The 25,487-nt window shown below is 40.9% G+C and carries 14 protein-coding genes; 5 read left to right on the top strand and 9 right to left on the bottom strand.

The annotated features are described in order from the left end of the window. Positions 1 to 353 precede the first annotated feature (353 nt). Both pheT and pheS read right to left on the bottom strand, forming a co-directional pair. Positions 354 to 2,792 (bottom strand): phenylalanine--tRNA ligase subunit beta, encoded by a 2,439-nt coding sequence (gene pheT / locus BR73_RS0107680; RefSeq protein ID WP_033165062.1) that lies wholly within the window; start codon positions 2,790 to 2,792, stop codon positions 354 to 356. Positions 2,793 to 3,005: 213 nt separating this feature from the next. Further along, positions 3,006 to 4,025, bottom strand: coding sequence for a phenylalanine--tRNA ligase subunit alpha (gene pheS / locus BR73_RS0107675; RefSeq protein ID WP_033165061.1), 1,020 nt, complete (start codon positions 4,023 to 4,025; stop codon positions 3,006 to 3,008). A 682-nt stretch (positions 4,026 to 4,707) separates the two neighbouring features. Between pheS and BR73_RS0107670 the strand changes: the two genes are divergently transcribed. The 4 genes from BR73_RS0107670 to BR73_RS0107655 all read left to right on the top strand — a co-directional run bounded on the left by BR73_RS0107670 (position 4,708) and on the right by BR73_RS0107655 (position 8,730). Further along, on the top strand, positions 4,708 to 5,745 hold the full coding sequence (locus BR73_RS0107670; RefSeq protein ID WP_242860637.1) for a LytTR family transcriptional regulator DNA-binding domain-containing protein: 1,038 nt from the start codon (positions 4,708 to 4,710) through the stop codon (positions 5,743 to 5,745). 150 nt (positions 5,746 to 5,895) lie between these two features. Then, positions 5,896 to 6,741 (top strand): ABC transporter ATP-binding protein, encoded by an 846-nt coding sequence (locus BR73_RS0107665; RefSeq protein WP_033165059.1) that lies wholly within the window; start codon positions 5,896 to 5,898, stop codon positions 6,739 to 6,741. Then, complete coding sequence (locus BR73_RS0107660; protein ID WP_033165058.1) at positions 6,741 to 7,469, top strand: ABC transporter permease; 729 nt, start codon at positions 6,741 to 6,743, stop codon at positions 7,467 to 7,469. The genes BR73_RS0107665 and BR73_RS0107660 overlap by 1 nt, the downstream gene beginning before the upstream one ends. A gap of 301 nt (positions 7,470 to 7,770) precedes the next feature. After that, positions 7,771 to 8,730 carry a YihY/virulence factor BrkB family protein gene (locus tag BR73_RS0107655; RefSeq protein WP_051685041.1) on the top strand — a complete coding sequence of 320 codons (960 nt, stop codon included), beginning with the start codon at positions 7,771 to 7,773 and terminating at the stop codon, positions 8,728 to 8,730. Here BR73_RS0107655 and BR73_RS0107650 read toward each other — a convergent pair whose 3' ends face one another. From BR73_RS0107650 to BR73_RS27225, 7 genes are all read right to left on the bottom strand, one after another. Beyond that, a complete protein-coding gene (locus BR73_RS0107650) occupies positions 8,731 to 11,157 on the bottom strand; it encodes a SpoIID/LytB domain-containing protein (RefSeq protein WP_033165057.1) in 2,427 nt (808 codons plus the stop codon). It lies immediately after the preceding gene. Between the two features lie 569 nt (positions 11,158 to 11,726). Further along, positions 11,727 to 13,880, bottom strand: coding sequence for a sialate O-acetylesterase (locus BR73_RS0107645; protein ID WP_033165056.1), 2,154 nt, complete (start codon positions 13,878 to 13,880; stop codon positions 11,727 to 11,729). 13 nt (positions 13,881 to 13,893) lie between these two features. Then, on the bottom strand, positions 13,894 to 15,888 hold the full coding sequence (locus BR73_RS0107640) for an alpha-glucuronidase family glycosyl hydrolase (RefSeq protein WP_033165055.1): 1,995 nt from the start codon (positions 15,886 to 15,888) through the stop codon (positions 13,894 to 13,896). 80 nt (positions 15,889 to 15,968) lie between these two features. Next, positions 15,969 to 18,122, bottom strand: coding sequence for a glycoside hydrolase family 3 C-terminal domain-containing protein (locus BR73_RS0107635; protein WP_033167195.1), 2,154 nt, complete (start codon positions 18,120 to 18,122; stop codon positions 15,969 to 15,971). A gap of 368 nt (positions 18,123 to 18,490) precedes the next feature. Then, complete coding sequence (locus tag BR73_RS0107630; protein ID WP_033165054.1) at positions 18,491 to 20,692, bottom strand: ABC transporter ATP-binding protein; 2,202 nt, start codon at positions 20,690 to 20,692, stop codon at positions 18,491 to 18,493. Positions 20,693 to 20,717: 25 nt separating this feature from the next. After that, positions 20,718 to 21,296 (bottom strand): DUF1854 domain-containing protein, encoded by a 579-nt coding sequence (locus tag BR73_RS0107625; RefSeq protein WP_051685040.1) that lies wholly within the window; start codon positions 21,294 to 21,296, stop codon positions 20,718 to 20,720. Between the two features lie 42 nt (positions 21,297 to 21,338). Next, positions 21,339 to 23,996: an ABC transporter ATP-binding protein gene (locus BR73_RS27225; protein WP_051685039.1), complete on the bottom strand. Its 2,658-nt coding sequence runs from the start codon at positions 23,994 to 23,996 to the stop codon at positions 21,339 to 21,341. Between the two features lie 584 nt (positions 23,997 to 24,580). Here BR73_RS27225 and BR73_RS0107615 point away from each other — a divergent pair. After that, positions 24,581 to 25,468 carry an AraC family transcriptional regulator gene (locus tag BR73_RS0107615; RefSeq protein ID WP_033165053.1) on the top strand — a complete coding sequence of 296 codons (888 nt, stop codon included), beginning with the start codon at positions 24,581 to 24,583 and terminating at the stop codon, positions 25,466 to 25,468. Positions 25,469 to 25,487: the final 19 nt, after the last annotated feature.

Genomic DNA, 25,487 nt, shown 5'->3' with positions numbered 1-25,487 from the left:
TGTTTATTTATCTGACTATTGTTATTGTACATCATAATGGCTTAATTTGTCAAAACCTTGTCAGAAAAGTGTCACGGACGTCAAACGCCGGTTTTTATCAATGAGATGAAAATTTGCTCAGAACAGAAGGCTTCATGCTTTCATTACAATGTAAAAGAAGTCCTGATTCTCAAAGATTTTGTGCCTGACAGATCCTCAAAGAGAAACTTAACTTCACTTATACAATCCCTTTAAGGATATAGCACAAAATCTAAAAAGAAAAGGACTTCCAATATATTTTCACAGCGCATTCTTCTTTCTGTTTTGCGCAAATTTCCTGTATACATATGAAACGGGGTTTCCCCGGTTTGTTGCTATTGTCTTAATTCAATTCCCATATTACCAAGATTCTTGAGGATTCTGTTCATAACCTCTGTAATATCCTTCTCCTCCAAAGTTCTGTCCTTTGCACGGAAAGAAAGGGAATATGCCATGGATTTAAATCCTGGCTTAATCTGTGTTCCCTCATAGATATCAAAGAGTTCACAGTTCTCAAGTATGCTGCCGGAGCTCTTACGAATAACTTCCTCAACCTGGCCGGCTGTTATCTCCTTCTTAACCAGCATGCTTAAATCTCTGGTAACTGCAGGATATTTTGCTATTCCCTGATATTTTATATCAAAGGAAGCTCTTGCTACGATTTCAGGCATATCCAGTACTCCGACATAAGCCTTGTCTCCGATGTCATAGCCCTCCAGTACATCAGGATGGATTTCTCCCAAATAACCGATAATTGTGCCGTCATATGTCATTTCAGCCTGTCTTCCCGGATGGAGATAAGGTTTTAAGGTTCCGGGTTCATAGCTTACTCTGTCCTTTAAGCCTACTTTCATAAGAATCTCTTCCAGTACACCCTTTAGTTCAAAGAAATCTCCGTCACCGTAGAAAGCGAGTACTAACTGCACTCTTTCCTCGGGAAGCTCTGTCAGAGGAAGCGCTTTCGGCTGATAGGTATTACATAATTCATAAAGGCGTACATTCTTGTTTCTGCGGTTATAATTAGTGGACAATGACAGGAACATTCCATTAAGAGGAAGAGTTCTCATGATACTATAATCTTCACCAAGAGGGTTTGAAATAACAACTGCCTGGCGTTTCTTATCCTCTGCCGGAAGAAGCAGTCTGTCAAATACCTTGGGACTCTCAAAGGAGTAGCTCATTGCCTCTGAAAAACCGCATTGCTCTGCTACGTTTCTTGCTACATTTTCAATGCGAAGCTTAAAAGGAAGGCTTCCGGTTGTGGCTTCTCCTGTAGGAAGGGTAGTGGGTATGTTGTCATAACCAAAGAAACGTGCTACTTCTTCATCTAAATCTGCCTGTAGATTAACATCCTGTCTCCAGCTTGGTACAATCACTTCGCCGGTTGCTTCATCATAACTCAGATCGATTTTCTTAAAGTAGGAAAGCATGGTCTCTTTGGAAAGGTCAGTACCAAGTACCTTATTGGTTCTGTTATGATCAAAAGGAACTCTCTTTTTCTTACGGATTACAGGGTATACATCTGCTGCGCCGCCCACAACTTCACCGGCTCCCAGTTCTTCGATCAGCTGGCAGGCTCTGTTAATTGCTTCCAGTGCGGTATTGGGGTCCAGTCCTTTTTCAAACTTAGCTGCCGCATCGGTTCTAAGTCCAAGTTTCTTACCGGAGAGACGGATATTTGTGCCGTCAAAGCAAGCTGCTTCAAAGAGCAGAGTTGTTGCTTCCTCTGTAATCTTTGAATTCTCACCGCCCATGATTCCGGCGATACCAACTGGCTTTTCACCATCACAGATCATAAGGATGGAGGAATCAATCTTTCTTACCTGACCGTCAAGGGTAGTAAACTCTTCTCCGTCTTTTCCTCTGCGTACAATGATCTCTTTGCCTGCTATCAGGTCAAGGTCATAGGCATGCATAGGCTGGGCATATTCTTCCATTACATAATTCGTGATATCTACAATATTATTAATAGGTCTGATACCGCAAGCTGCAAGTCTTCTCTGCATCCATTGAGGTGAAGGTGCTATCTTTATGTTCTTAACTACTCTTGCTACATATCTGGAGCAAAGATCACTGTCTTCAATGGAAACCTTGATATAATCTGAAGCCTTTTCACTGTTTCCGGTTTCTTTTACAACAGGCGGTACAAATTCCTGCTGAAAGGTTGCTGCCGCTTCTCTGGCAAGACCGATTACGCCAAAACAATCCACGCGGTTTGAGGTAATCTCATACTCGAATACTACATCGTTAAGTCCCAGAGCTTCTACTGCACTGGAGCCGATTTTTAAGTCCTTGTAGGCTTCGTTATGGCTGAAGATATAAATTCCGTTATCGGGAGCATCGGGATACATTTCTTTACTGGAACCCAGTTCTTCAATGGAACACATCATACCAAAGGATTCCACTCCCCGAAGCTTACCCTTCTTAATCTTGATTCCACCTGCTGTTTTATTTCCGTCGTGTCCTCCGGCAACTCTTCCGCCTTCTAATACAACCGGAATAACATCTCCTTCGGATACATTGGGAGCACCTGTTACAATCTGTACAGTTTCTCCTTCCTCTGTAATCTGAACCTGGCAGATAATCAGTTTATCTGCATCCGGATGTCTTTCTATCTTTAATATCTTACCTACTACTATTTTCTCAAGATCCCTGTCAAGGGCTTCAAATCCTTCAACCTTACTACCGCTTAAGGTCATTTTATCGGTATATTCCTGAGGGGTAACGTTAAGCCCCGGCACATATGCTTTAATCCATGACAATGGCGTATTCATGTGTCTCCTCCTATTAATCTGTTTCTTTCTATATAGAATGGATTAAGTCTATTCTGCATAAACATAAAGTCTTTATTTATCATGTAAAGGTTCTTTCTATCTGATAGAAATTTATAGACTTAATTCTGTTAAAATTGCTATCCCATTCTCTTACCAGTAATTCTATCCTGTTATAACAACTGCCTTCCTGGCAGTGCCTTTATATTAAGTCATCTAGAATTGCTTCAGAAATCGGATATCATTCTCGTATAAGAGTCTCATATCATCAATTTCATATTTTAGAAGTGTAATACGCTCAAGGCCAACACCGAAAGCAAAACCAGTGTATTCCTCCGGATCGATACCGCTCATCTTAAGTACGTTGGGATGAACCATACCACAGCCAAGAATTTCAATCCAGCCGGTGCCTTTACAGAAACGACAGCCGTCTCCGCCGCATTTAAAACAGGTTACATCAACCTCTGCACTGGGTTCAGTAAAGGGAAAGTGATGGGGTCTGAACTTAACTTTTGTGCCTTCACCGAAAAGCTGTTTTGCAAATTCAGCCAGTGTACCCTTTAAATCTGCGAAAGTGATATTCTTATCTATTACAAGTCCTTCAATCTGATTAAAGCAAGGTGAATGAGTGGCATCCACTTCATCGGAACGGAATACTCTTCCCGGTGCAATCATACGAATAGGGAGCTTTCCCTCTTCCATAACCCTTACCTGAACCGGTGAAGTCTGGGTTCTTAACAGAATATTGCTGTTAACATAGAAGGTATCCTGCTCATCCTTGGCAGGATGGTTGGCAGGAATATTAAGTGCTTCGAAGTTGTAGTAATCATACTCAACTTCCGGGCCTTCCACCACTTCATAACCCATACCTACAAAAATTCTTTCTACTTCTTCCAAAGCTATGTTGTTAGGATGGCGGTGTCCCATATGAGGTCTTTTAGCAGGAAGAGTAACGTCGATGGTTTCCTTCTTGATCTGTTCCTCTTTTATCTTACCAAGAAAGCCCTTTTTCGCCTCCTCTAATTTCTCCTCCAGAACGGTTCTGGCTTCATTTACCAGCTGACCTACTTTGGGTCTGTCTTCGGGAGATACCTCCTTCATAGATTTTAGAATTTCTGTCAGTTCGCCTTTTTTACCCAGATATGCTACTTTTATATCATTCAGAGTGTCAAGCTGGTCTGCTGCTTTCATTTTCTCAAGGGCGTCATTTACAATTGCTTTTAATTTTTCCTGCATCATTTTTTCTCCTTTCCATCAATAAAGCTTATTAAGCTGCGGTATGCATGGTGTTTATGTGAATTATCAAAATGCATCATTCACACCATGATCTGCGGCAGTGCCACATCTGTAACAGATACAGCCTGCAATGGGAGCCAGTATGATTATTACTACTCTTACGCAACAAAAAAGCTCCGTCCCAAAAGGGACGGAGCTGTATCAACATTCTAAGACATTTCTTAAAACTGGAACCATTCCGCGGTACCACCCTAATTCCTTCTGATAAATTATAACTCACGGTTATATTCTCTCATCAGGCACTCAAGTCTAAGCGTAACGTGCTTACAACGTCATCCCCTACTTAGCTTCTGGGACACAGCTCCGGTGTGAAAGTAAATAATTATCTGAACTGAAGGAAGCTTTCAGCCGGTGACTTCCTCTCTCTGACAGAAAACAATTATCCGGTAAGGAGATATACTCCTGTCACCTTCATTGCCTTTTACATATGTATACCATTTTAGCACAATATTTTCTCTTGTCAAGGCTGATACCGTTGAAAAAGAGGTTAAATCTTCTGCTGAAAATCAGCCAACTTTTTTATTTGTATATATTTTCTGCTGTTTGCTAAAGCTTTGACTGCCGACAGACTTTTTTATGCCATAGATTTATGTTATAATATCCCAGACATAAAAAAGTACATATGTCAGTCAGAAAGGAATTAAATATGCTGCTTATCAGAGATTTATATAAGGAAAATAAAAGTCAATCCATCAAAGGGCTTAATATAACAGTAAACCCTGGCAGTTCCGTAAGCCTGGAATGCAATAGTGAAATAAGTGATTTATTATTTCAGTTGATCTTAGGCAAAGAACTTCCCTCCAGAGGTGAAATTTTACTGGGGGATATGCCTTATCAGGACTATATACGTAAGAATCCCAACTCTGTTGGTGTCATATTAAAAGAAGATGCTTTGTATGAGGGGATGACCATCGAAAGTTACCTGAAATTCTTCACAGAAGTTTACAGAAACAATGGAGATTATAAAGCTGTTATGTTAAAACTGGCGATTCTAGATATCGGCAAAGAAGTTATTAAGAAATTAAGCTATTCTCAAAAGAGAAGAGTCAGCCTTGCAAGAGAAATGCTGAAAAAACCTGCCCTTCTCCTCATTCAGGAACCAATATTAAATCTGGATAATGAGGGTGCCAGTCTGATAATTGAAAATATCCGAAAACTTTGTGACAATAATACTGCCCTTCTTCTGACTTCCGTACATTTAAAAGATGCTATACTTGTAGGGGATAAAGCCTACCGTCTTGAGGAGGAAGGCTGTACTGAAATTAACAACAATGAAGTTTCCGTTCAAAGCAAAATCATTCAAGAAGATGTTAAAAATACATATACCATCGAAAAAATTCCAGCTAAAATCGAAGATAAGATTCTTCTCTTTGATCCAATGGAAATTGATTATGTTGAAAGCGGAGAGGGTTCCTGCTACCTGTATATACGAGGTGAAAAATTTCCCTGCGGCCTATCCTTAACTGAGCTGGAAGAGAGACTCAAATATTTCGGTTTCTTTCGAAGTCACCGCTCCTATCTTGTCAATCTCCAAAGAGTCAGAGAAGTGGTTACCTGGACCAGAAACAGCTTCAGCTTGAATCTGGACGATAAACTTAAGAGCTCCATCCCCCTCTCCAAAGGAAGGCTGGAGGAATTAAAGAGTATTTTAAAGCTCTAAATCTGCTCCACTGGGAGAAAAATATGCAGGTTTCATTCTAAAATATGCTCCTTTCAGGGATTTTTCAGCTCCTTTCAGGCCAAATATGTGGCAGTAACCTTAAATCTGCCGCATAATACAGCCATGATCAACGAAAGGAGCAACAAACGTATGAACTACATCATCGACATGGAAAATGTCAGAAAAAACTTTAAAGAGAAAACAGCTTTAGCAGGATTAAATGTTAAAGTTAAGGAAGGAGAGATATTCGGTTTCTTAGGACCAAGCGGTTCCGGAAAAACTACTACTATAAAGTTACTTACCTCTCAGCTCATTCCTTCCGCAGGAAGTGTTAAAGTATTCGGAAAAGAGGTTTATGCAAATAAACAGCATATCTTTGATAAAACCGGTGTCCTAAGTGATAACAGCGGGATATATGAAAGATTAACCGTATGGGATAATCTGGCACTCTATACGGATATCTATGGAATACCCGAAAAGAATATTGATGAAATACTTGAAAAGGTTGGCCTCGCTGAAAGCAGTAAATTAGAAGCCAGAAAACTCTCAAAAGGTATGAAGCAGAGATTAATGCTGGCTCGTTCCGTTATCCATAAACCAAAGCTCCTCTTCCTGGATGAACCTACATCGGCTCTGGACCCTGGAACTGCACTTGAAATTCATAAACTCTTAAGACTATTAAACAAAGAAGGAACTACAATCTTCCTAACCACTCATAATATGGAAGAGGCTGATAAACTGTGCGACAGAGTTGCCTTCTTAAACAATGGCGAAATCGTTGAACTTGGAAATCCTTCCGAGTTGAAACTTAAATATATAACAGATGAAATTAAGGTAATCTTAAAAGGAAGCTCTGAAAAACTCCTTCTTAAGAACACACCGGATACAGGCAGGAAAATCATGGAATGGATGAATGATAACAAACTGGTTTCCATCCATTCAACAGAACCTGCTTTAGAACAAATATTTCTTATGCTCACAGGGAGGGAATTATAATGACACTATCATTAAGAAGAATAAAGGCTCTAACCAAAAAGGAATTTAAGAGCTTTACAAAGAATACAAACGTACTGTTAATGTGTATGCTGCCTATTTTGTTCAGTATTATCTATTCTTACATCTATGGCAGTGACCATGTGAATGGTATGCCAAAACTCATGGTTATGCTGCTCTGCCTGAATATGAACCTGATTATGTGCTCCAGTTTTACGATCGCCATGCTGATTGCAGAAGAGAAAGAGAAGAACACCTTAAGAACTTTATTACTCTCAGGCGTATCCGCTCTTGAGTTCCTCTTTGGAAAAGTTGTCCTGACTCTGATATTGTCTACAATTACTAACATTATCATATTTTTTATTTCCGGTATGGAAGTCAAGTATTTAGCCTGGTTTCTGCTAATCTCTACTTTAGTTATCATCAGTATGATTATAATAGGTGCCTTAATCGGTATGTTTTCAAAAAATCAAATGTCTACCAGCGTTATCGGCATGCCGATTATGTTAATACTGCTCCTTATACCAATGATGGCCGACTTTAATGAAAATATCAGAAAAATCGCTGTATTTACACCCAATTACAATATGACACTTATCTTTAATAAGATTTTTTACGGATTGAGTCTCTCCTCTCAGGAAATTCTGCCCTTTGTAACGATTTTTATCTGGATTGTCGTTACAAGTGTAGTTTTCATTGTAGCTTATAATAAAGTAGGTATTGATAATTAATAAAATTCATATACGTAATTTTCATAAAATAATCCGTCTATGATAAAACTTCCATTCTCTGGCTTTTCATCCTGTACTTGTCATGTTATAATATACATCTATATTAACAGCAGCCCGTCAACCCAGGCTGCTGCAGGCTTGTTCATAATTTGTCTTTCACTGATAAGAAATGCTTGCATTTTTATGTCACGCAATGCAATTATTAGAAATCCATCTGATTCAAATATAAATTGTGATGAATAGGCATATAATAAAATGTACATACAACACTTTCTTTACAGTGTTTGAAATGAGGTCACTGATGAATATACTGATATCCATATATAAAATAATACGTGCTTTCGGGCGTAAAGTGAAAGAAGATAACATTGCAGCTTTCTCTGCTCAGGCAGCTTTTTTTGTAATTATCTCTTTTTTCCCTTTTTTTATGCTGTTTCTGACTTTGATTCAATATCTGTCCATTGACCAGAAGGTACTTCTTACAGTAATTGATCAGTTCTTTCCTGACAGTATAGACGAAATGGTTATCGGCGTTATAAAAGAAATCTACCACAATGATTCCGGTACATTAATTTCCGTTACGGCCGCTATTTCTGCTCTCTGGGCTGCTTCCAGAGGAATTCTTGGTATTGTGAAAGGTCTGAACGCAGTTTATGGAATAAGAGAAAGCCGCAATAATTTTAAACTGCGGCTTATATCTGCCTTCTATACTCTGGTTTTTACGATAATTTTAATTGTTACTATTTTTATTTTGGTATTCGGTAATCAGCTTTATGACTGGATTATACAAAAAATACCTGTGCTCACCCATTTAGCGCTGGTTATTATAAGCATCCGTACCATTGCAGGCCTGCTTATTCTTACCTGTTTCTTTCTCATGGTCTATATAGCCATACCCAACCGGACTACCAAATTATACCGTGAATTTCCAGGAGCACTTATCGCCGCTGCCGGCTGGATGGGCTTTTCTTACCTGTATTCCTATTATATCGATAACATGAGTAACTATTCCCGTACCTACGGTAGCCTTACTGCTATCGTGCTGTTTATGCTATGGTTCTATTTCATCATGCATATCCTCTTTATCGGCGGCGAGATCAATGTGGTACTGTCCTCCGGTGACCTGGTATTTTATATGAAATACCTCTTTAAGCACAGGAAAACCTTAAAAGCAAAGGACAGGAAAGCCATTGATAAGCTTTATATCCAGGAACAGGGAGAGGAAGAAGAGGACAGCAATGATGGGATTCCAAGCAAATAATCAATAAATAAATCCAATCTCTGTACCGGTATAAAAGTGCTTTAGAATAAGGTCAAAGGTCTTGCCGGAATCGGCCATTGCCTTCGCACCATTCTGACTCATTCCTACTCCATGTCCGTAACCACCGCCTTTTATGGTGATCTTATCCTCTCCTTTGTTAAAGCAGATATAGGCACTGGGCAGCAGCTTCAAGGCGCTGACAGAACTATCGTCTGCCCTGATTATCTTAGAGGTGATAGGCGATAAAAGGCTTCTTATATTATATTCGCTCTGAACGGAAACCGTTGCTTTGGTTCCTACCAGGTATATTTTTGATACTACGCCGCTGGTTTCTCTGGCGGCTATTTTTATATCTGTAAGCTCCCCGATGGTGCTGATATCCCTGCTTTCAAAAATCGGATTCCCTGACAGGGTACCTCCGGTCAGAGTCAGAATATATCCGGGATTAGCTTTGTAACGGCTGCTAAGGCTCTGATTAATGGTCTTTGTCAGTTCGTCTTTGGTCATGGTTACCTTCCAGCGATACCAGGGAAATTCACTGTCATAGGTATCATATTCAGGCTTTTCCAGGAAGCTTCGAAATGCAGTTTCATCCGAGTAGTCAATATCCTCCGGATGGAATGAAGCTGCATATACCGTCTTTTGATCTACCAGGTCATAAACTGCCTGGGCTTTTCCTGTTAAATAAGGTGCCGCTACATCACTGCCCCATACTTCCTTTAACGAAGCTGTATGTCCCCAGGAGGTAGAGAAATAATAAGCATCTATTACTTTAGCATCATATTTTATAACCTTACCGTAGGTATCCTTCACTGCCAGAATGGACTGTTCATTTTCCGGAAGGTTATTGTATACCTGATAGCTGACACTGTCATCCACCTGGGCCCCGTATTCACTTAAAGCCCCTGCCATCAGCTGATTATAGGCATAACTTCTGGCACAGACTGCCTGAGCCTTTAGTGCCTCCATATTGTAGGAAGTAGGCATTTCACTGGGTATTACAGCATAAAGGTACTCTTCCATGGATAGTTCATTTACAATGGTTAGTCCGTCCGTTTCTTTTGCCACCTCAATATTCCCTCTGTATTTGGGATTCCCACCGGATCTGTTTACAGAAAGGATAGTTATCTTTCCGTTTTCTCCCTGGGTCTCTATGAGCAGCCTGCCTTCGTTAAAAAGTTTATTTGTAGTCTTAATAGTTACTTTATCCCCTGCTTTGTGTTTCTTTACTGTCTTGCCCGCCGTTACGGTGAAATCTTTGTTGGCTGTAAGCACCACCTGGTCATGGAATATACCGTTAAAATTATCCGTCTTAATAAGAACACGTATATTTTCAGCCCTGATTGGTTCTGTAATGAGGGCTGCTGCTATTTTTCCATCCGCCACAACAAAATCTGTGGTGCTGTATCCCACCAGAATACTGTTTGTAACCTCCATGGATAGATCTCCATAGATTTTATATATCTTATAGCCATCTTCTAAAGGAACTTTGCCATATCCCTGGATCTCAATGCTGTTTTTACCCGCAGAAAGCACTTTTCCTTTGATGGTATCAGGTTTCATGGTTATTCTGATAATCTTTTTATTTTTTACGGTAACATTACTGATCGTGTTTTCGATTTCCTCCGATAGCGGATATTCTGTCAGAAAATCTTTCGTAAAGCCGTTTACATAGGTACTTATTTTATTGTCTTTACCGCTTATGATCCAGAGATTGGAGAGAACCCATTCTTTATCAGAAGTTTCTTTAATATAGATAATATCCTTTCCCTTAATAAGTACAGTTACTGCCATATCCGTATAGTCTGAAGCTCTTACCGTTTTTGTTGCCGGCAGCTTATGTCCGGTTTCCCCTTCACTGCCCCCGGTTATAGTATCCTCAACGTCTGTTAATTTACCGGCTTTATAATATTCTTCATAGCTAACTGCATTTTTTAGATTAAATTCTCCTGCGTCAGTAATAATAACTTCCGAATCATTTTCTTCCCTGCTGCCTAATATGTATACTTCTTTTTCTGTTACCGGAAGCTCCTCTGCTTCTATACTATCCAGTACTGCCTGATAGAAACCAAGGAATTCCGAAACTCTCATCTTTTTCCCATCCTGAAGGTCTGAGAGGGAGTAAGTTAATTTATCCGTTATGTCCTTTTCGGTAAGGTTAAGGGTTTCCGTAATCAGTGCCAGGTAACTGCGTGCTTCTTTGAAGGTCAGCTCATTCTCCTGGTCTGTATCAGCCTCTTCTGTCTTTACGCCCAGAGAAGCCAGCAGTCTTTGAGCTTCTGCTGTTTTTATAATTTCTCCGGCTCTTGCAGGTGTATTAACTTTCTCTGTGTCATTGCTTTCCTTTAACTGTCTGATAACATTTCCTACAAATATAATTAATATGGCAGCTATACAGATGCCCAACAGCCACAGTTTCTTTTTCATGTTTGCCCCTTTTCCTGTCCTGCTTGTCTTGGATTTGGCGCGGATATGCCGCTTACGAAAGCGTTCGGAACGGTGCAAGAACTTCCGACACACCCTAACAAGCTTGTATTACATTATATACAGGTTGGACAGGATTATGTCAAACACTTTCAAGGTTATTTGCTGAAATTAATTTTCTCTTTTCCCGCAAAAAAGTTTATAAAAAAAATACATAGGCACTTAGTCCCACAGATCCTTTTAGTATTATACTGGAGAGTCAAAAGTTCTCTTTTCTCATCATACGGACGGAAAATTGCAAAAAAACAGAAGCACTCATGCTTCATTCCAAGGTATAAGAATTCCTAATTTTCTGAATATTTTATGCTGGACATCTTATCAAACAGATAACTCGCTTCACTCAAACAATCTGTTTGATAAGATAGCATAAAATATTCAGAAAAAAGGACTTCTAATACCTTTCCATAGGCGCATTCGTTCTTCTGTTTTTTGCATATATTGAAGTTAAGTTCTATAGAGGGAATTTTTATAGATGGAATCATTTAAACCCGATTTATGGGTGACAAGTCCACTTAATTCAAACATATCACAAAGGGAGAAGCCGGTAAATTATGCAAATTATAAAGCAGCTCTTCTTTGGGACTATTGGTATATGCATACCTTATATATTGGGGGTTTACCGAAGCATTATATGAAAGAATTACTGACTCTTCCTGTATTACTGCCTCAGCTCTTGTAATGCAGCCATCTTCATCCACAATCTGAAAATTCCCGGGATGTTTACTGCCATCCCCTGAAACAAGTCCTTCTCCGGTATGGGAAAAGGTTAGAATTATTTTATTATCCTCTGTATCAATTACTGTTTCCGCTGTTTTAAGGATTGGTCCCGAATACTCAAGCTGCTCCTTTAAAACAAGAAATCTGGCTGCCAGTGACAGACGGTATCCAATGTCCTTTTTGCGAAGGGGATGGAGATCGTTAGCTTCTCCTAAGTCAATGGCAACAACCATAGCCGTTCCCGGAAGAGAAAGTACACTCCGTTGTTCCTCTCTTAAAGCCGGCCAGCCTTCGTCACCTTCTGCTATATCAATTTCAAAATTGGGAAGCTGTACATATAGGAAAGGCAGGTTCTCCTGCTGCCATTTTCTTCTCCAGGAGGTAATAAGTTTCTGAGATAGCTCTGAATAACCGGAAGGGTTACCGGTATTTGATTCCCCCTGATACCACAATACACCTGATAAGGAGTATTCATGACAGGGATTTATCATACCATTGTATAAACCGGCGGGTTTCCAGCTGATAAAATTGGCAGCCGGCTTATTGGCGCACTTTGCTCCAATTTTATAATACCAGTTTCCTTCTAAGCTGATGCTTTCCTCCCGGATTATGCTTCCTTCTAAGCTGATGTTTTCCCCTAAACAGTTGCTTTCCCCTATCCTGCTGCTTTTCTCTAAACTATTGCTTTCCCCAATCTTATTGCTTTCCTCTAGACAATTACTTTCCTTTAGAAAGGTGCTTCTCTCAATATTGATGTTTTCTTCCGTTCTGCTTCTTTTCTCTAAATTGATGTATTTCTTTAACTTGATGCTTTCTTCCAATCTGCTTTTTTTCTCTGTAATAGTGTATTCCTTCTCCGGAAAAAGCCTGTAGATCTTACCGGGGGTAAATCTGCCTTTACCATTATCGCAGATTACACGTACCGCAATTACATTATCGCCTGCTTTTAAAACTCCTTCCGGAATCTGATACTTCCTTGGCGGATACTGGTAGGGAGTTCCTCCTATATAAACACCGTTAACATAGACCGTGTCACTGTCAACAATCGTACCAAGCCACAGGGAGGCACTTCTTCCTGCCATGGTCTCTGAAAGTGTTATTGTTTTTCGGAACCAGATACTTCCGGTAAAGTCCAAAATTCCAGCCTCCTGAAAGAAGCCTGGCAGTTCAATTTCACTCCAGCCATCCGCCCTGACAACTTCCGCATACCAAGGGATATTTTCATTTAAGCCTTTATCTGCTTTCTCCAGTGCCTGATACCATTCCTCTGACTGCTTTATATTCCTTGCAAGCTCTGCTTCAATCAACTGATCGTCTTTGTAGGCATTCAATTCCTCCATATAGGCAGGGTACTCACTCAGCTCTTCTTCCCCCAGCCAGGCCTGTATGGGAGAGCCGCCAAGGCTTGCATTGATTACTCCTACCGGTACTGAAGTACTTTCATAGAGAAACTTCTCAAAGAAATAAGATACAGCTGAGAATTCTGCAATATCAGAGGGAGCAGCACTCTTCCAGGTACCGGATTCCAAGTCTTGTAAGGGATAAGGAAAATGGTATTTTTCTTTCACCTTAAAAAGCCTCAGATTATTATTCCTGCAATTTATCATTTCCTCGGGATATAAATCCTTTACCCGTTCCATTGGCACTTCCATATTTGACTGTCCGGAACTTAAGAATACATCTCCTATGAGGATATCCTTCAATTCGATTTCTCCGCTGGTTTTTGCGGATATCTTCATGGTATGAGGGCCCCCAGGCGGAAGATTCAGAAAAGATACTTTCCATTTGCCGTCTTCACTGGCCTTGGTTTCGCTTACCTTTTCCAGAAAATGAATGCAGATGGTATCTCCGGGTATTGCATACCCCCAGATATTCGCTATGCCATTACGGTTAAGTACCATGCCATCACTGATAAGCCTTGGCAGTCTAAGTTCTCTGATCTGATTCACAGCTCTTCCTCCTTTAATAAATCTCACGTTCCATTATATCCGGAATACCCGACTTACGGTAAAAATAAGAACAGATAACATCTCTCCATTCCAGGGCATGATTCTTTTGAAATTCCAGACGTTCCTTAACCCTTTTATATATTTCCTCCGGAACATAATCTGTTAATTCTTCCCACATAGCTGCCATTTGCTCTGCCTCTTTGGCCCCCTCAAAGTGCGTATCATAAATATGCTGTATCAGGGTTTTTCCGCTTTTCAGACAGTAGTTGTATTCAATATAATGAAAGAACAGCAGCAGTTCTTCGGGGCAGGTTTCTGCAGTTTCATATAATAAAGCATTGGACTCGCTGTAGGTCGTTGCATAGCCGGTTCCTTTACTGCTCCTGTCAACTCCCAGGCCAAACCGGTCTGCTCTGTGATAGGTTCCCCAGCGGTCATACTCGTAACCGTCAACATTCGGTCCAAAGTGATGGTTTGGATTGACCATCCAGCCAATACCAAGGGGAGAGGTATATTTTTCATAGGCCGGCCAGGACATCATCAATATTTCCAAAATGGTATCCACCACTTTCTTCTCCCCACCAAAGGTGGCACGTATCCATTCTTCTCCAATCTCCTTTGCAGACAGCTTCCTGTCGAAAGCAAGTCTTCCAAAACCATAAAAATTGGCAGCTGCAAGGTCATGTCCTGTCCAGTTACTGTCATTACCGGTATTTACAACGGCTGTAATGCCACAATTTCTGCTGCCCGAAGCTGTTCCGCTAATGATCTCTCCTACAGTATCTTTATCACCATAACCGGTATGAAACTCCAGGATTTCCTTAAAAGCTGGTATCAGATAACATACATGCCTCTGCTGACCTGTATACTCTTGCGCTATTTGAACCTCCAGCATCTGATTGGTCTGTTCCATTGCACCAAACAATGAATTTACAGGTTCTCTTACCTGAAAATCCATCGGTCCGTTCTTAATCTGAAGAATTACATTCTCACTGAAGCTTCCGTCCAGTGGCTTAAAATTATCATAACCGGCTCTGGCCCTGTCGGTCTTTTTATCCCGCCAGTCCTGCATGCAGTTATAGACAAAACACCGCCAGATTATAAGCCCGCCATAAGGCTTAATAGCTGCTGCCAGCATATTTGCTCCCTCACTGTGGGTTCGCTTATAGGTAAAGGGTCCGGGTCTGCCTTCTGAATCCGCTTTTATCAGAAAACCTCCAAGGTCCGGTAATCTGTCATAGACCTTCTGTATTCTGTCCTGCCACCAGTCCTTAACTTCTTCGGATAAAGGATCCGCAGTATTTAATTCTCCCAGTTCCATTGGTGCTGCAAAGTTCAGACTAAGGAATAATTTAATACCATAGCTCTTAAAAATATCCTGCATACTTTTCAACTTATCAAAATAACGGTCAGTTATCAGCCAGGTTGCTGCTCCCTTGACATTTACATTATTTATTACTACTCCGTTAATTCCGACAGAAGCAGCTAACCTTGCATAGTCTTTTGTACGGCTGTCAATCAGAATTTCATTATTCTGAAAAAAGAAGGACTCTCCCGAATAACCTCTTTCTATACTGCCGTCCATATTATCCCAATGGTTTAACATACGAAGGGGATTATCAGGGCTTTTTTCTTCTGTATAACCTGAAAGGTCCAGGCTCCTATTTAATCTTCTCAGGAAAGCATAGGTACCGTACAATACACCTCTTGAAGTACTTCCTTCAATGAGTACGAAGCTGTCTGTTCCGGTTATACGATATCCTTCCCCGGAGATTTTCGTCCCTTTCTCCACCTTAAGAAAGATACCATTTTTAACGGAAAAGGAATTCTCCTTTACTTGAATTTCTTCAAGCACACAGTCAAACATGCCTTTTGCCGCCACTTTCAACTCCTCTATTGCACTTAAAAGAACTGTATCCTCTTCGGTGTAATAAAGCTGCCCCATATACTTTGGTAATTCCTCTGCCTTACAGCTATGGTAGCTAAGCCAGCCCATTTCGTAATTCATTGTAATGCTCCTTCCCTTTACCAACTTGGTTTCTTCCCTGCTTCTTAATTTTTCTCTGAAAACTGACTGACAGGCTGCTCTTACCAGATTATTTCCTTCACTGCTTCCAGGCTTACAGCTTTAGGACTTGTTCCGGTCAAAGCGATGCTTCGTGTATCCGGCTGAGAGGTCCCTATGTAAACTGTATACTTTCCGGGTTCCAGCCGCTTAACTCCCTTCTCATCATATAATGCAAAAGCTTCGGCAGCTAATTCAAACTGCAGCTCTGCTTTTTCACCGGAGTTTAGATGTACCTTCTGAAAGGCTTTCAACTGGGGATTCGGGGTATCTGCTCTCTCTGCCTTTATGTATAGCTGTACTGTTTCACCGCCATAGTACTCTCCCGTATTGGTTATGTTCACAGATACTTTTACACCTTTATCTGTAATGTTTAAGGTATCTGTCACCACAGCATCAATAGAGAACTTCGTGTAGGAGAGTCCGTAGCCAAAGGGATATAAGGCCTCCTGCTTCATATATCTATAGGTCCGGTTATTCATTGCATAATCCGTAAATTCCGGAAGTTCCTCTGAAGTTTTGTAGAAGGTAACAGGGAGCTTTCCTTCCGGTGAATACTCACCAAAAATTGCTTCTGCTATTGCTTTTCCTCCCCTGGCACCAGGATACCAGCCTTGAAGAACCGCAGCAGCATGTTCATCTGCCCAGGTTACAGCCAGGGCACTTCCACTTAGCAGGACAAGAATTACCGGTTTACCGCTATTGTAGATGGTTTCAAGAATTTCCTGCTGTAATCCCGGAAGATTCAAATCAGGCTTATCACCGCTGGCAAACTGATTTCCGGTATCGCCTTCTTCTCCCTCCAGATCCGCATCAAGTCCAAGGCAGGCAATCACCACATCACTTTCCCTGCATACGCCCTTAACCTCCGCAAGTCTGTCATTCGCCATTCCAAGCTTACTCTTTCTGTCCTCATAAAGATGGCAGCCCTCTGAATAGTATACTCTTACCTCATCTTTCAGATAATCCTGCAAGCCCTCCAATACTGTAATATATCTGGAGGCAGTTCCTTCATAATTTCCTACCAGTGCTTTGCGGCTGTCTGCATTGGGTCCAATGACACCGATGGATTTGATATCAGCCTTCTTAAGGGGAAGTATATGATTCTCGTTCTTAAGCAGAACAAGACATTCCTTCGCTGCCTTCTCATTGAGCGCCTTCATCTCTGCAGAGTCCACCTGTTGATAGGTAATATCCGCATAGGGCATTTTATCCTTTTCTTCAAATAATCCCAGTTTTATTCTGGTAGTAAACAGTCTGGTAACCGCCTGATCGATCTCCTCCTCACTTACCAGCCCTTTCTCCACTGCCTGAAGCAGGTGTACGAACATATTACCGCAATTTAAATCACACCCCTGTCTTACGGCCAGTGCTACAGATTCTACCGGTCCGGAAGTGACTCTATGATTCTCATGGAAATCTTTGATTGCCCAGCAGTCAGAGACCACATGGCCTTCAAAGCCCCATTTCTCTCTTAATATTTTCTTTAACAAATATTCACTGCCGCAGCAGGGTTCTCCATTGGTCCGGTTATAAGCCCCCATAACCGCTTCCACTCCTGCTTCCTTCACGCAGGCTTCAAAAGCAGGCAGGTAGGTCTCGTACATATCCTTCTCAGAAACTGTTGCATTAAATTCATGTCTTAAAGACTCAGGACCTGAATGTACCGCAAAATGTTTGGCACAGGCAGCAGTCTTTAGGAAATTTTCATCCTCCCCCTGAAGTCCGTTTATAAATCGAACGCCAAGTCTTGAGGTAAGATAGGGGTCTTCTCCAAAAGTCTCATGACCTCTGCCCCATCTGGGATCACGGAATATATTAACATTCGGTGACCAAAAAGTCAGTCCTTTATAAATATCCGTATCCTGAAACTCCTGCTGCATGGCAAATTTCCCTCTGGCTTCCGTGGATACAGCATCCGCTATCTCTTCAAGCAGCTCTTCATCAAAGGTTGCTGCAAGGCCGATTGCCTGGGGAAAAACTGTTGCTACACCGGCTCTTGCAACACCGTGGAGCCCTTCATTCCACCAGTTGTAAGCCTTTACATTAAGTCTTTCAATGGCAGGAGCAGAATGCAGCATTTGAAATACCTTCTCCTCCAAGGTCATCCTGCTTACAAGTTCTTTTGCCCTTTTTCTATATTCTTCTGTTTTTTCTCTGTTCTTACTTACTTTCATACTTCCTCCGTTTCCGCACATGATGCAAGGGTATATCTGAATGAAATGTACCTCTCAGTCACTGAGTACAGTACAAGCACCATTCAGACACACCTTAAGATTCTTTATTCAATTATGATTTCTTTGATGCATGGATACCCTATGGTATAGTACAATTATAATTATCTGTATGCATTCCCGCTTATTATATATTGCGAAATACCAAGCATTTATTGCGTTATTTTAATTGTTAAATGCATTTCAAAAGTCAGAAGAGTTATAATTATTACCTTTTGTTTTAAGCAGCAATTTATTTATAGGCTTCTTATGTCAAAGGGTAAGAAAAACCGCAGAAACACTATGTCTTCTGCGGTTTAAGTATGTCAATTCTATGCTTTTTGCTCCTTAAGCCTCTGCATTTGCAGCTGCGCTGTTACCAGGTTGTAATAAATCCCTCGTCTTTCCATTAATTCATTATGACTTCCTGTCTCTGCTATATGGTGTCCGTCTATGACTATCAGTCTGTCCGCCCTTCTCAGGGTTGACAGACGATGGGCGATTGCCAGGGTTGTTCGTCCTGCTGACAGATTTTCCAAGGCTTTCTGTATCAGGTATTCGCTTTCCGTATCAAGGCTGGAGGTTGCTTCATCCAGTATCAGGATACCCGGATTGTTTAAGATTGCTCTTGCAATTGCAATCCTCTGCCGTTCACCGCCGGACAGGTTGTATCCATGTTCCCCTACATAGGTATTATAGCCGTCAGGTGTCTTGCAGATAAAATCATGGGCATTGGCAGCCTTGGCCGCTTGTATGATCTCTTCCATGGATGCCTCCGGCTTGGCAAAGCGTATATTATTCAGAATAGAGCCTGAGAAGAGAAAGGTCTCCTGCAGAACAACTCCAAGCTGGGAATGGTAATGCTCCAGATCTAATTCCTTGATGTTACGGCCGTCTATCAGGATATCTCCGTCATCCGCTTCATAAAGGTGCATAATCAGGTTTATCAAAGTGGACTTACCAGTGCCAGAGGCACCTACCAGGCCAATATATTCTCCTTTCTTAATACGGAGGTCTATATTTTTAAGTACCGGTTCATAGGATTTATAGCCAAAGCTGACATTTTTAAATTCTATCTCACCGGATATACTATGCTGAACTGCATCTGCTTTGTTAAGAATCAGCGGTTCTTCATCCAGTACATCATAAATTCGTTCAAGACTGGTAACCATTTCCGTAATCATTCTTGGAAGATGGGTCATCCAGCCTAAGGGACCGTATAGTATCCAGGCATAGGCATTAAACTGCATCAGGGTTCCCACTGTCATGTTACCCTCTAATACCTTTATCCCTCCAAAATACAGCACAAAATAAATTCCCATGCTCATAATAAATGTCAGTACCGGGTAAAGGCTCGCCCAAAACACTTCATTTCTGCTCTGAACTGCTGCATATTCCTCTGTCAGATGATTAAATTTCTCAGATTCCTCCTTTTCCTTTCCGAAGGATTTCACCACGCGGATTCCGGATATTACATCCTGAAGGGAGCTATTAAGTTTATCACTCTTCACCCACTGGAGGTGGAATCTTCTGTGTATATTCTTTCGAAAAGCTCCTGATATAAAACAGACAAGGGGCAGAAAGACAACCGAAACAAAAGTCATCTTCACGTCCAGTGCCAACATGATGCCAATGGCTCCCGTCATGGTTATCAGACAGGAAAACATATGGCCAAAGCACTCCTGCATAAAGCGCTGTATCTTTCTGGTATCCTGTGCTACCCGGTTCATTAATTCTCCTGGTCTTTTATCCAGAATAAAGGAAAGGGTCAGCTCCTGTATCTTCTCATACATTCTTGCCCTGATATCCATACTGATTCTGGCCCCCAGATATACAAACCACCAGTTCTTTACGACCTGAACCAATATCTGAACCACTGTAAAGAAAAGCATGATTGAAAAGAAGGATAGGATATCTTTCGAGGTTCCATTTTTGGTAACCAATATATTATCAATGAAAGGTTTCTGAAATTGCGGTATGTATAAGCTCAAGGCAGAAGACAGGATTGCAACCAATGCCATGAAAGCCAGCTGGAGCTTGTAATACTTAATCAATCCCCAGAACTTTCCTGCCGTAACCTGTTTACCGTCACAGTTAGGGCATATTCTGGTACCGGGTAAGGCTCTTCCGCACTTCAGACAGGTTTTCTCCCTTTCATTACTTCTTATTTCTTTCTCATTATGCTCCAGTAACCGCTCAATTCCTTTAGCTGCCAGGGATATTCTGACCATATGATGCATGGTAAAGCGGGCAAGATATTTCTCATAATCCTGTGCATATTCCTTGACTATCAGCAGTCCGTTGTTTACCATAGGCTCACATTTGATTTTCTCAAGAGCTGAAAGCTTATTCTGGTAGGTTATCTCTGTTCCTTTGGTAACGAAAAGTCTCAGATTTGTTACAATGATATACCCGTCCTCTGTCAGTCTTCCCTCCTCATCAATGTCATAGGGTACACTATATTTAATATCTTCACCGGTCTTTAGTTGTAAAACATCCTTTACTTTCCCGGCTAACCGAAAATTTAACTCCATAAGTTTTACCTCATTTCTGCCTGCCTTATAAAAACAGATCCAGTTTCTTTAACTCCTTCGCAGACAGTCTTCCTGTATCCGGTATTTCGAAACGGTTACCGTCGAGATCCGTTATTATCAATCTGGTATCCGTCAGATGAACTACAGAACCACCTCCCATATGTATGGTAAAGCGGCAATGTCCCTGATTGGTAACAACATCAAAATATGCAAAGCCGTATTCATCCCTGATATTGTTGATTTTCTCTATCAAGGGAGTAAAATACCGCAGACGCAGCTGACTCATAAGCAGCTCTCTGGTCCGCTGGGACACATCTTTACTCAAATCCTTTATAATACCGATTTCCTTTGCCTTTTCATCGGGTTCTCTGATAGAAATGTAGCTGGTGTTATGTGTTAATGGAAAGGTATAGTATACCTGTATTCTATGATAAAATTCTTCTCCCATCCTTAAAGAAACAAAGCCTCCCTCTGTCGGTGCAAATTCTGCATTCTCCTCCGTGATAAAGCGCAGCTTCATCATAGCTTCTGCTTCCTTCTCCATAACCTCCAGATCAAATTCATCCGATATATCGTTATTTATGTTTTCATTCTGTTCCTTCACAAAAAATTACCTCCTGCCTCTTACCTCTGCCTGAATTAATTTCTATACTCCCTTTAAAGCCAGAGCTTTGGTCTGCAGCTCCTTTAATTTATAATAGGTACCCTTTTTCGCAACAAGTTCTGTATGAGTACCTTCTTCCGTTACCTCTCCGTTATCAATAACCACCAGATGGTCTGCATCCCTTAAAGTCGAAAGCCTATGCGCTATGGATATTGTGGTTCTGCCCAATACAAGATATTGAATAGACGCCTGGATGGCTTTCTCCGTTTCCGTATCCACAGAGGCGGTTGCTTCATCCAGAATTAGTATCTTGGGATTGGTAAGTATCGCTCTTGCTATGGAAATTCTCTGTCTTTCCCCGCCTGAAAGCTCTCTTCCCGAAGAGCCGATAATGGTATCATAGCCGTCCGGCATCTTGCAGATAAAGTCATGGGCACTTGCCAGTACTGCCGCATTAATGATGTCTTCTACGGAAGCGGAAGCATTTCCGTAAGCGATATTTTCAGCCACACTGCCCATAAAGATGTAAGTTTCCTGTGATACCATGGCTACATTCTGTCTGAGATCCTTAAAAGCTATATCCTTTATATTAATGCCATCCAGAAAGATTTCCCCTTCTATAGGGTCATACAGCCTCGAGATAAGATTTACCAGTGTGGATTTGCCTGCACCGGACCTGCCTACAATTCCCAGCATCTTACCTGATTCTATTTTTAGATTTATGTTTTTGAGAACAGGCTTATTGGGTTCATAACCAAAAGTCACATTCCTGAGTTCGATATCCCCCTTGGTATCAACAAGTGCTACCGGGTCTGCCTTTTCCGTAATATCAGGCACCGCATCGATAATCTCAAACATACGCTGGGCACTGTTCATACTTTCCGTAAACCACCGGAATGCATAGGACATAAAATCCAGAGGTCCATTTAACTGCTGAACATAACCTGCAAAGGTTACCAGCAGACCAAAATGCAGATTGGGTTCCTTAATCAGCAGATAGGAACCAAGCCCCCATACCAGCAGGGATGCAATATTTTCAAAAGTACAATATAATGCAAAGAACTTATTATCAAACCCGACCAGGGACAATTCCGCATTGCGGACTTTCCCGTTACTCTTCTCAAACCTTGTAATTTCACTTTGCTGTTGCCCAAAGGCCTTAACCACCCTTGCACCGGTAAGATTATCGTTCAGACAGGCATTCATACTTCTTTCCGCCCGGTGCCGTTTCCCGTAGAACTGCCAGAGCCTTGGAAGCAGACGAAAGCTTATGGTAAAGATAACCGGAACAAAGATTAAGGCCGTTATGGCCAGTTTCCAATTCAGACAGAACATAACAACCGCTGTGGCAATCAAAGTCAAAATATTAACAAACAGATAGGGAAGCCCGTCGATATAAAAGCCTGTTACCCTTTCCGCATCACTAAGCACCCGTGTCATAAGGCTTCCCGTTTGTCTGCTGTTATAAAAACTCACCGACAGCTTTCCCATAGAATCAAATACCTGGGTCTTCATTCCTTTTACTACCTGAGGTACGATTTTTGCAGTAAGGACACCTTGCAGGATTCCCACTGCCTGTAAGGTAATCTTAGTCAGCAGCATGACAAGGGCTACCAGTATCAGTGCGGTTGTATATTTCATAGCCGGATGCCCAAGAAACTGAAGAAAGGTGCTGTCTCTTGCCAGTACCTTATCATAAAGAATTGTTCCGCTTAAATAAGGCCAGACCAGATTCAGTCCGGCGGTTATGATATAACAGAAAATCATAAATATCATTGGAAGTATATATGGCTTAAAATACACAAGGGAACGGATAAACACTGAATGCTTATCCATGCAGCCGGGACATATTTTCCTCTCACTGTCAGGATACATCCTGCCGCATTTCGGACAGTACTCTTCCTTCGCCTCCAGCTTCAGGTCTTCTTCTGACAGTTCACCCTTTTCCTTAAACACAGAAAAAAGCTTAACGAAATGCATTACCTCAGCCATTCTTAAATTGGTAAAGGCAGCAATTTTAAGCTCCCTGTTCATTTCAGGTTTATTCTGTGCCGTGTTTCCACCTGCGTTTTTTTCTGTGCTTCTTTCTGCGTTTTCTGTGCTTCTTTCTACTTTTTCTGTGTTTATTTCTATGTTTTCTGCGTTTATTTCTATGTTTTCTGTGTTTACTTCTATGTCTCCTGTGTTTACTTCTATGTTTCCTGCGTTTATTTCTATGTTTTCTGTGTTTGCTTCTATGTCTCCTGTGTTTACTTCTATGTTTCCTGTGTTTACTTCTATGTTTCCTGTGTTAATTCCTACATTTATTTCTGTAATCTTTGATGCTTTACTCTTGTCGCTCCTTGATGCTTCCTTTTTCTGTTCCTTCTGATTGCCGGTACAGAGAATCCCTCCGCTGACATTTCGAAGAACCTGAAGATTTTCAATATCCTTAAGCGGCAGCTTTTCCAGTGTATATTTATCCTCACTGCGAAAGAACCTTTCACTTTTCAAACCGGAGCCTTTGAAATGAAATATTTCCTTTTCTGTCCGTTCTGTAAGAATACAGACTAATTCTGACTTTGTAAGTATTACAAAACCTCTGGCAAATTCCCCTGTTAAAGTCATATCCGTCTGGGTATATGCAAGGATTTCTTCCTCAACCGAGTTTTCCTTCAGACATTTAAGGATATCCCTCCGAAATTCTTTTATCCTCTCCACGCTATCACCTCTTTGCTTCCATCAGAAAAGCTCTGTCACTTTGTATCTATTATACAAATAATATAAATTTCAAGCTGATTTGATGATTTATTTGCACAGCTTATTACCCAGTTTTAGGGTCTAGACTATAATAGTTCATATCTTTTACACTGACAATGATTTATAATGTGATAAAATTGACATATTGTTATAATTTTCCTCATTAAATTCCCTTGCAAAAAACATCTTTTTTATTTTGTGACTTATACTTCCTTCTTTGTAGGAATGCTTTATAACAGGCATTTTCTCGAACTTATGTTTTGTTTTTATTAGTATATCAAAAAATTTGATTCAACCACTAGTTTAATACAATTGCATAAACTTGACTTATCCTTGTAATATCGACTGGGATATGCTTAAAAACACTACAGCGTAAGAGCCGGAACAGAATAATGAATTTACAAATATGTAAAAAAGATTCCTTCTAAATTTCAATCCCAAAACTACCGGTGAATTGACTTTTTATTGGAATGCTACTATTATAATATCAAAGTATAGTGGTATTGTAAATATAACCTGCTGGTAAAGGATGGTGAAAATATACAATGCAATTTGATACAGGTTTTTACGGCTTTGTCCATATAGGAAATATAGGAACGGAATCCCTTTGTATTCAAGACCTGGGATTGGAAAAGCGGCAGAATGAAAATTATTACTATAACAACAAGAATCGAGATTATCCCGGTTATCTGTTTCAGTATACCTTAGAAGGCTGCGGCATTTATGAAACAAGTGATAACCAGTATCGGCTCACAAAGGGCAAAGCTTTTCTTCTCTCCTTCCCTGATGAAGGCAGTTATTATCTTCCTCCCGCAAAGACCAGGGAGGATAACTGGACTTATTTCTTTATACACTTTTACGGTCCTGCTGTTGAACCCTTCTTCAGACGAATCAGAGATATAACTGGACCGGTAATGTCTCTGGATATGGAAAGCGCTGCAGTACGCCTGTTCTTTGATATATTCCATTCTCTGCAATGCAAAAGAAAGCTTGAACCCTACGAAGACAGTGAATGGCTCTACCGTTTTCTTGCTGCATTACTTAGAAATATTGAATTGCCCTCTGGCAGAAATACCAACTCTCATGTATCTGCTGCTATGGATTGGCTGCAGACACAGTATGCGAAACCTCTGAGTCTTGAGGAAATGAGCAGAGAAATCGGTGTCTCCTTATCCCATTTAAGCAGACAGTTCCATAAAGAGAAAGGAGTTACTTTAATTCAGTACCTTACGGGAATACGTCTTGAGCATGCCATGCAGCTCCTTATAAACAGTGAGCTGCCAATCAGTAAGGTTGCGGAAGAATGCGGATTCTCAAATGGAAATTATTTTACCAAGGTATACAAAAAGGTATTTCATATTACACCGGAAGATTACAGACGCCAGCACCAGGTATTTACAGGTGTCAAAGCAACTGCCAGGGATAAAGAATAATTTAATCATCATATTTTGC

Source organism: Clostridium sp. KNHs205 (genome assembly GCF_000702945.1).
Classification (GTDB): Bacteria; Bacillota; Clostridia; order Lachnospirales; family Lachnospiraceae; genus Anaerocolumna.
Note: the sequence above shows the minus strand (reverse complement) of the source record. Positions and strands in the feature narration are given on the sequence as shown.

Excerpts from the sequence above, each read along its gene's own strand:
- BR73_RS0107670 (WP_242860637.1), top strand. The coding sequence starts at position 4,708 with ATGTCAGTCAGAAAGGAATTAAATATGCTGCTTATCAGAGATTTATAT.
- BR73_RS0107655 (WP_051685041.1), top strand. The coding sequence starts at position 7,771 with ATGAATATACTGATATCCATATATAAAATAATACGTGCTTTCGGGCGT.
- pheT (WP_033165062.1), bottom strand. The coding sequence starts at position 2,792 with ATGAATACGCCATTGTCATGGATTAAAGCATATGTGCCGGGGCTTAAC.
- BR73_RS0107665 (WP_033165059.1), top strand. The coding sequence starts at position 5,896 with ATGAACTACATCATCGACATGGAAAATGTCAGAAAAAACTTTAAAGAG.
- pheS (WP_033165061.1), bottom strand. The coding sequence starts at position 4,025 with ATGCAGGAAAAATTAAAAGCAATTGTAAATGACGCCCTTGAGAAAATG.
- BR73_RS0107630 (WP_033165054.1), bottom strand. The coding sequence starts at position 20,692 with ATGGAGTTAAATTTTCGGTTAGCCGGGAAAGTAAAGGATGTTTTACAA.
- BR73_RS0107640 (WP_033165055.1), bottom strand. The coding sequence starts at position 15,888 with ATGAATTACGAAATGGGCTGGCTTAGCTACCATAGCTGTAAGGCAGAG.
- BR73_RS0107650 (WP_033165057.1), bottom strand. The coding sequence starts at position 11,157 with ATGAAAAAGAAACTGTGGCTGTTGGGCATCTGTATAGCTGCCATATTA.
- BR73_RS0107615 (WP_033165053.1), top strand. The coding sequence starts at position 24,581 with ATGCAATTTGATACAGGTTTTTACGGCTTTGTCCATATAGGAAATATA.
- BR73_RS0107660 (WP_033165058.1), top strand. The coding sequence starts at position 6,741 with ATGACACTATCATTAAGAAGAATAAAGGCTCTAACCAAAAAGGAATTT.
- BR73_RS0107635 (WP_033167195.1), bottom strand. The coding sequence starts at position 18,122 with ATGAAAGTAAGTAAGAACAGAGAAAAAACAGAAGAATATAGAAAAAGG.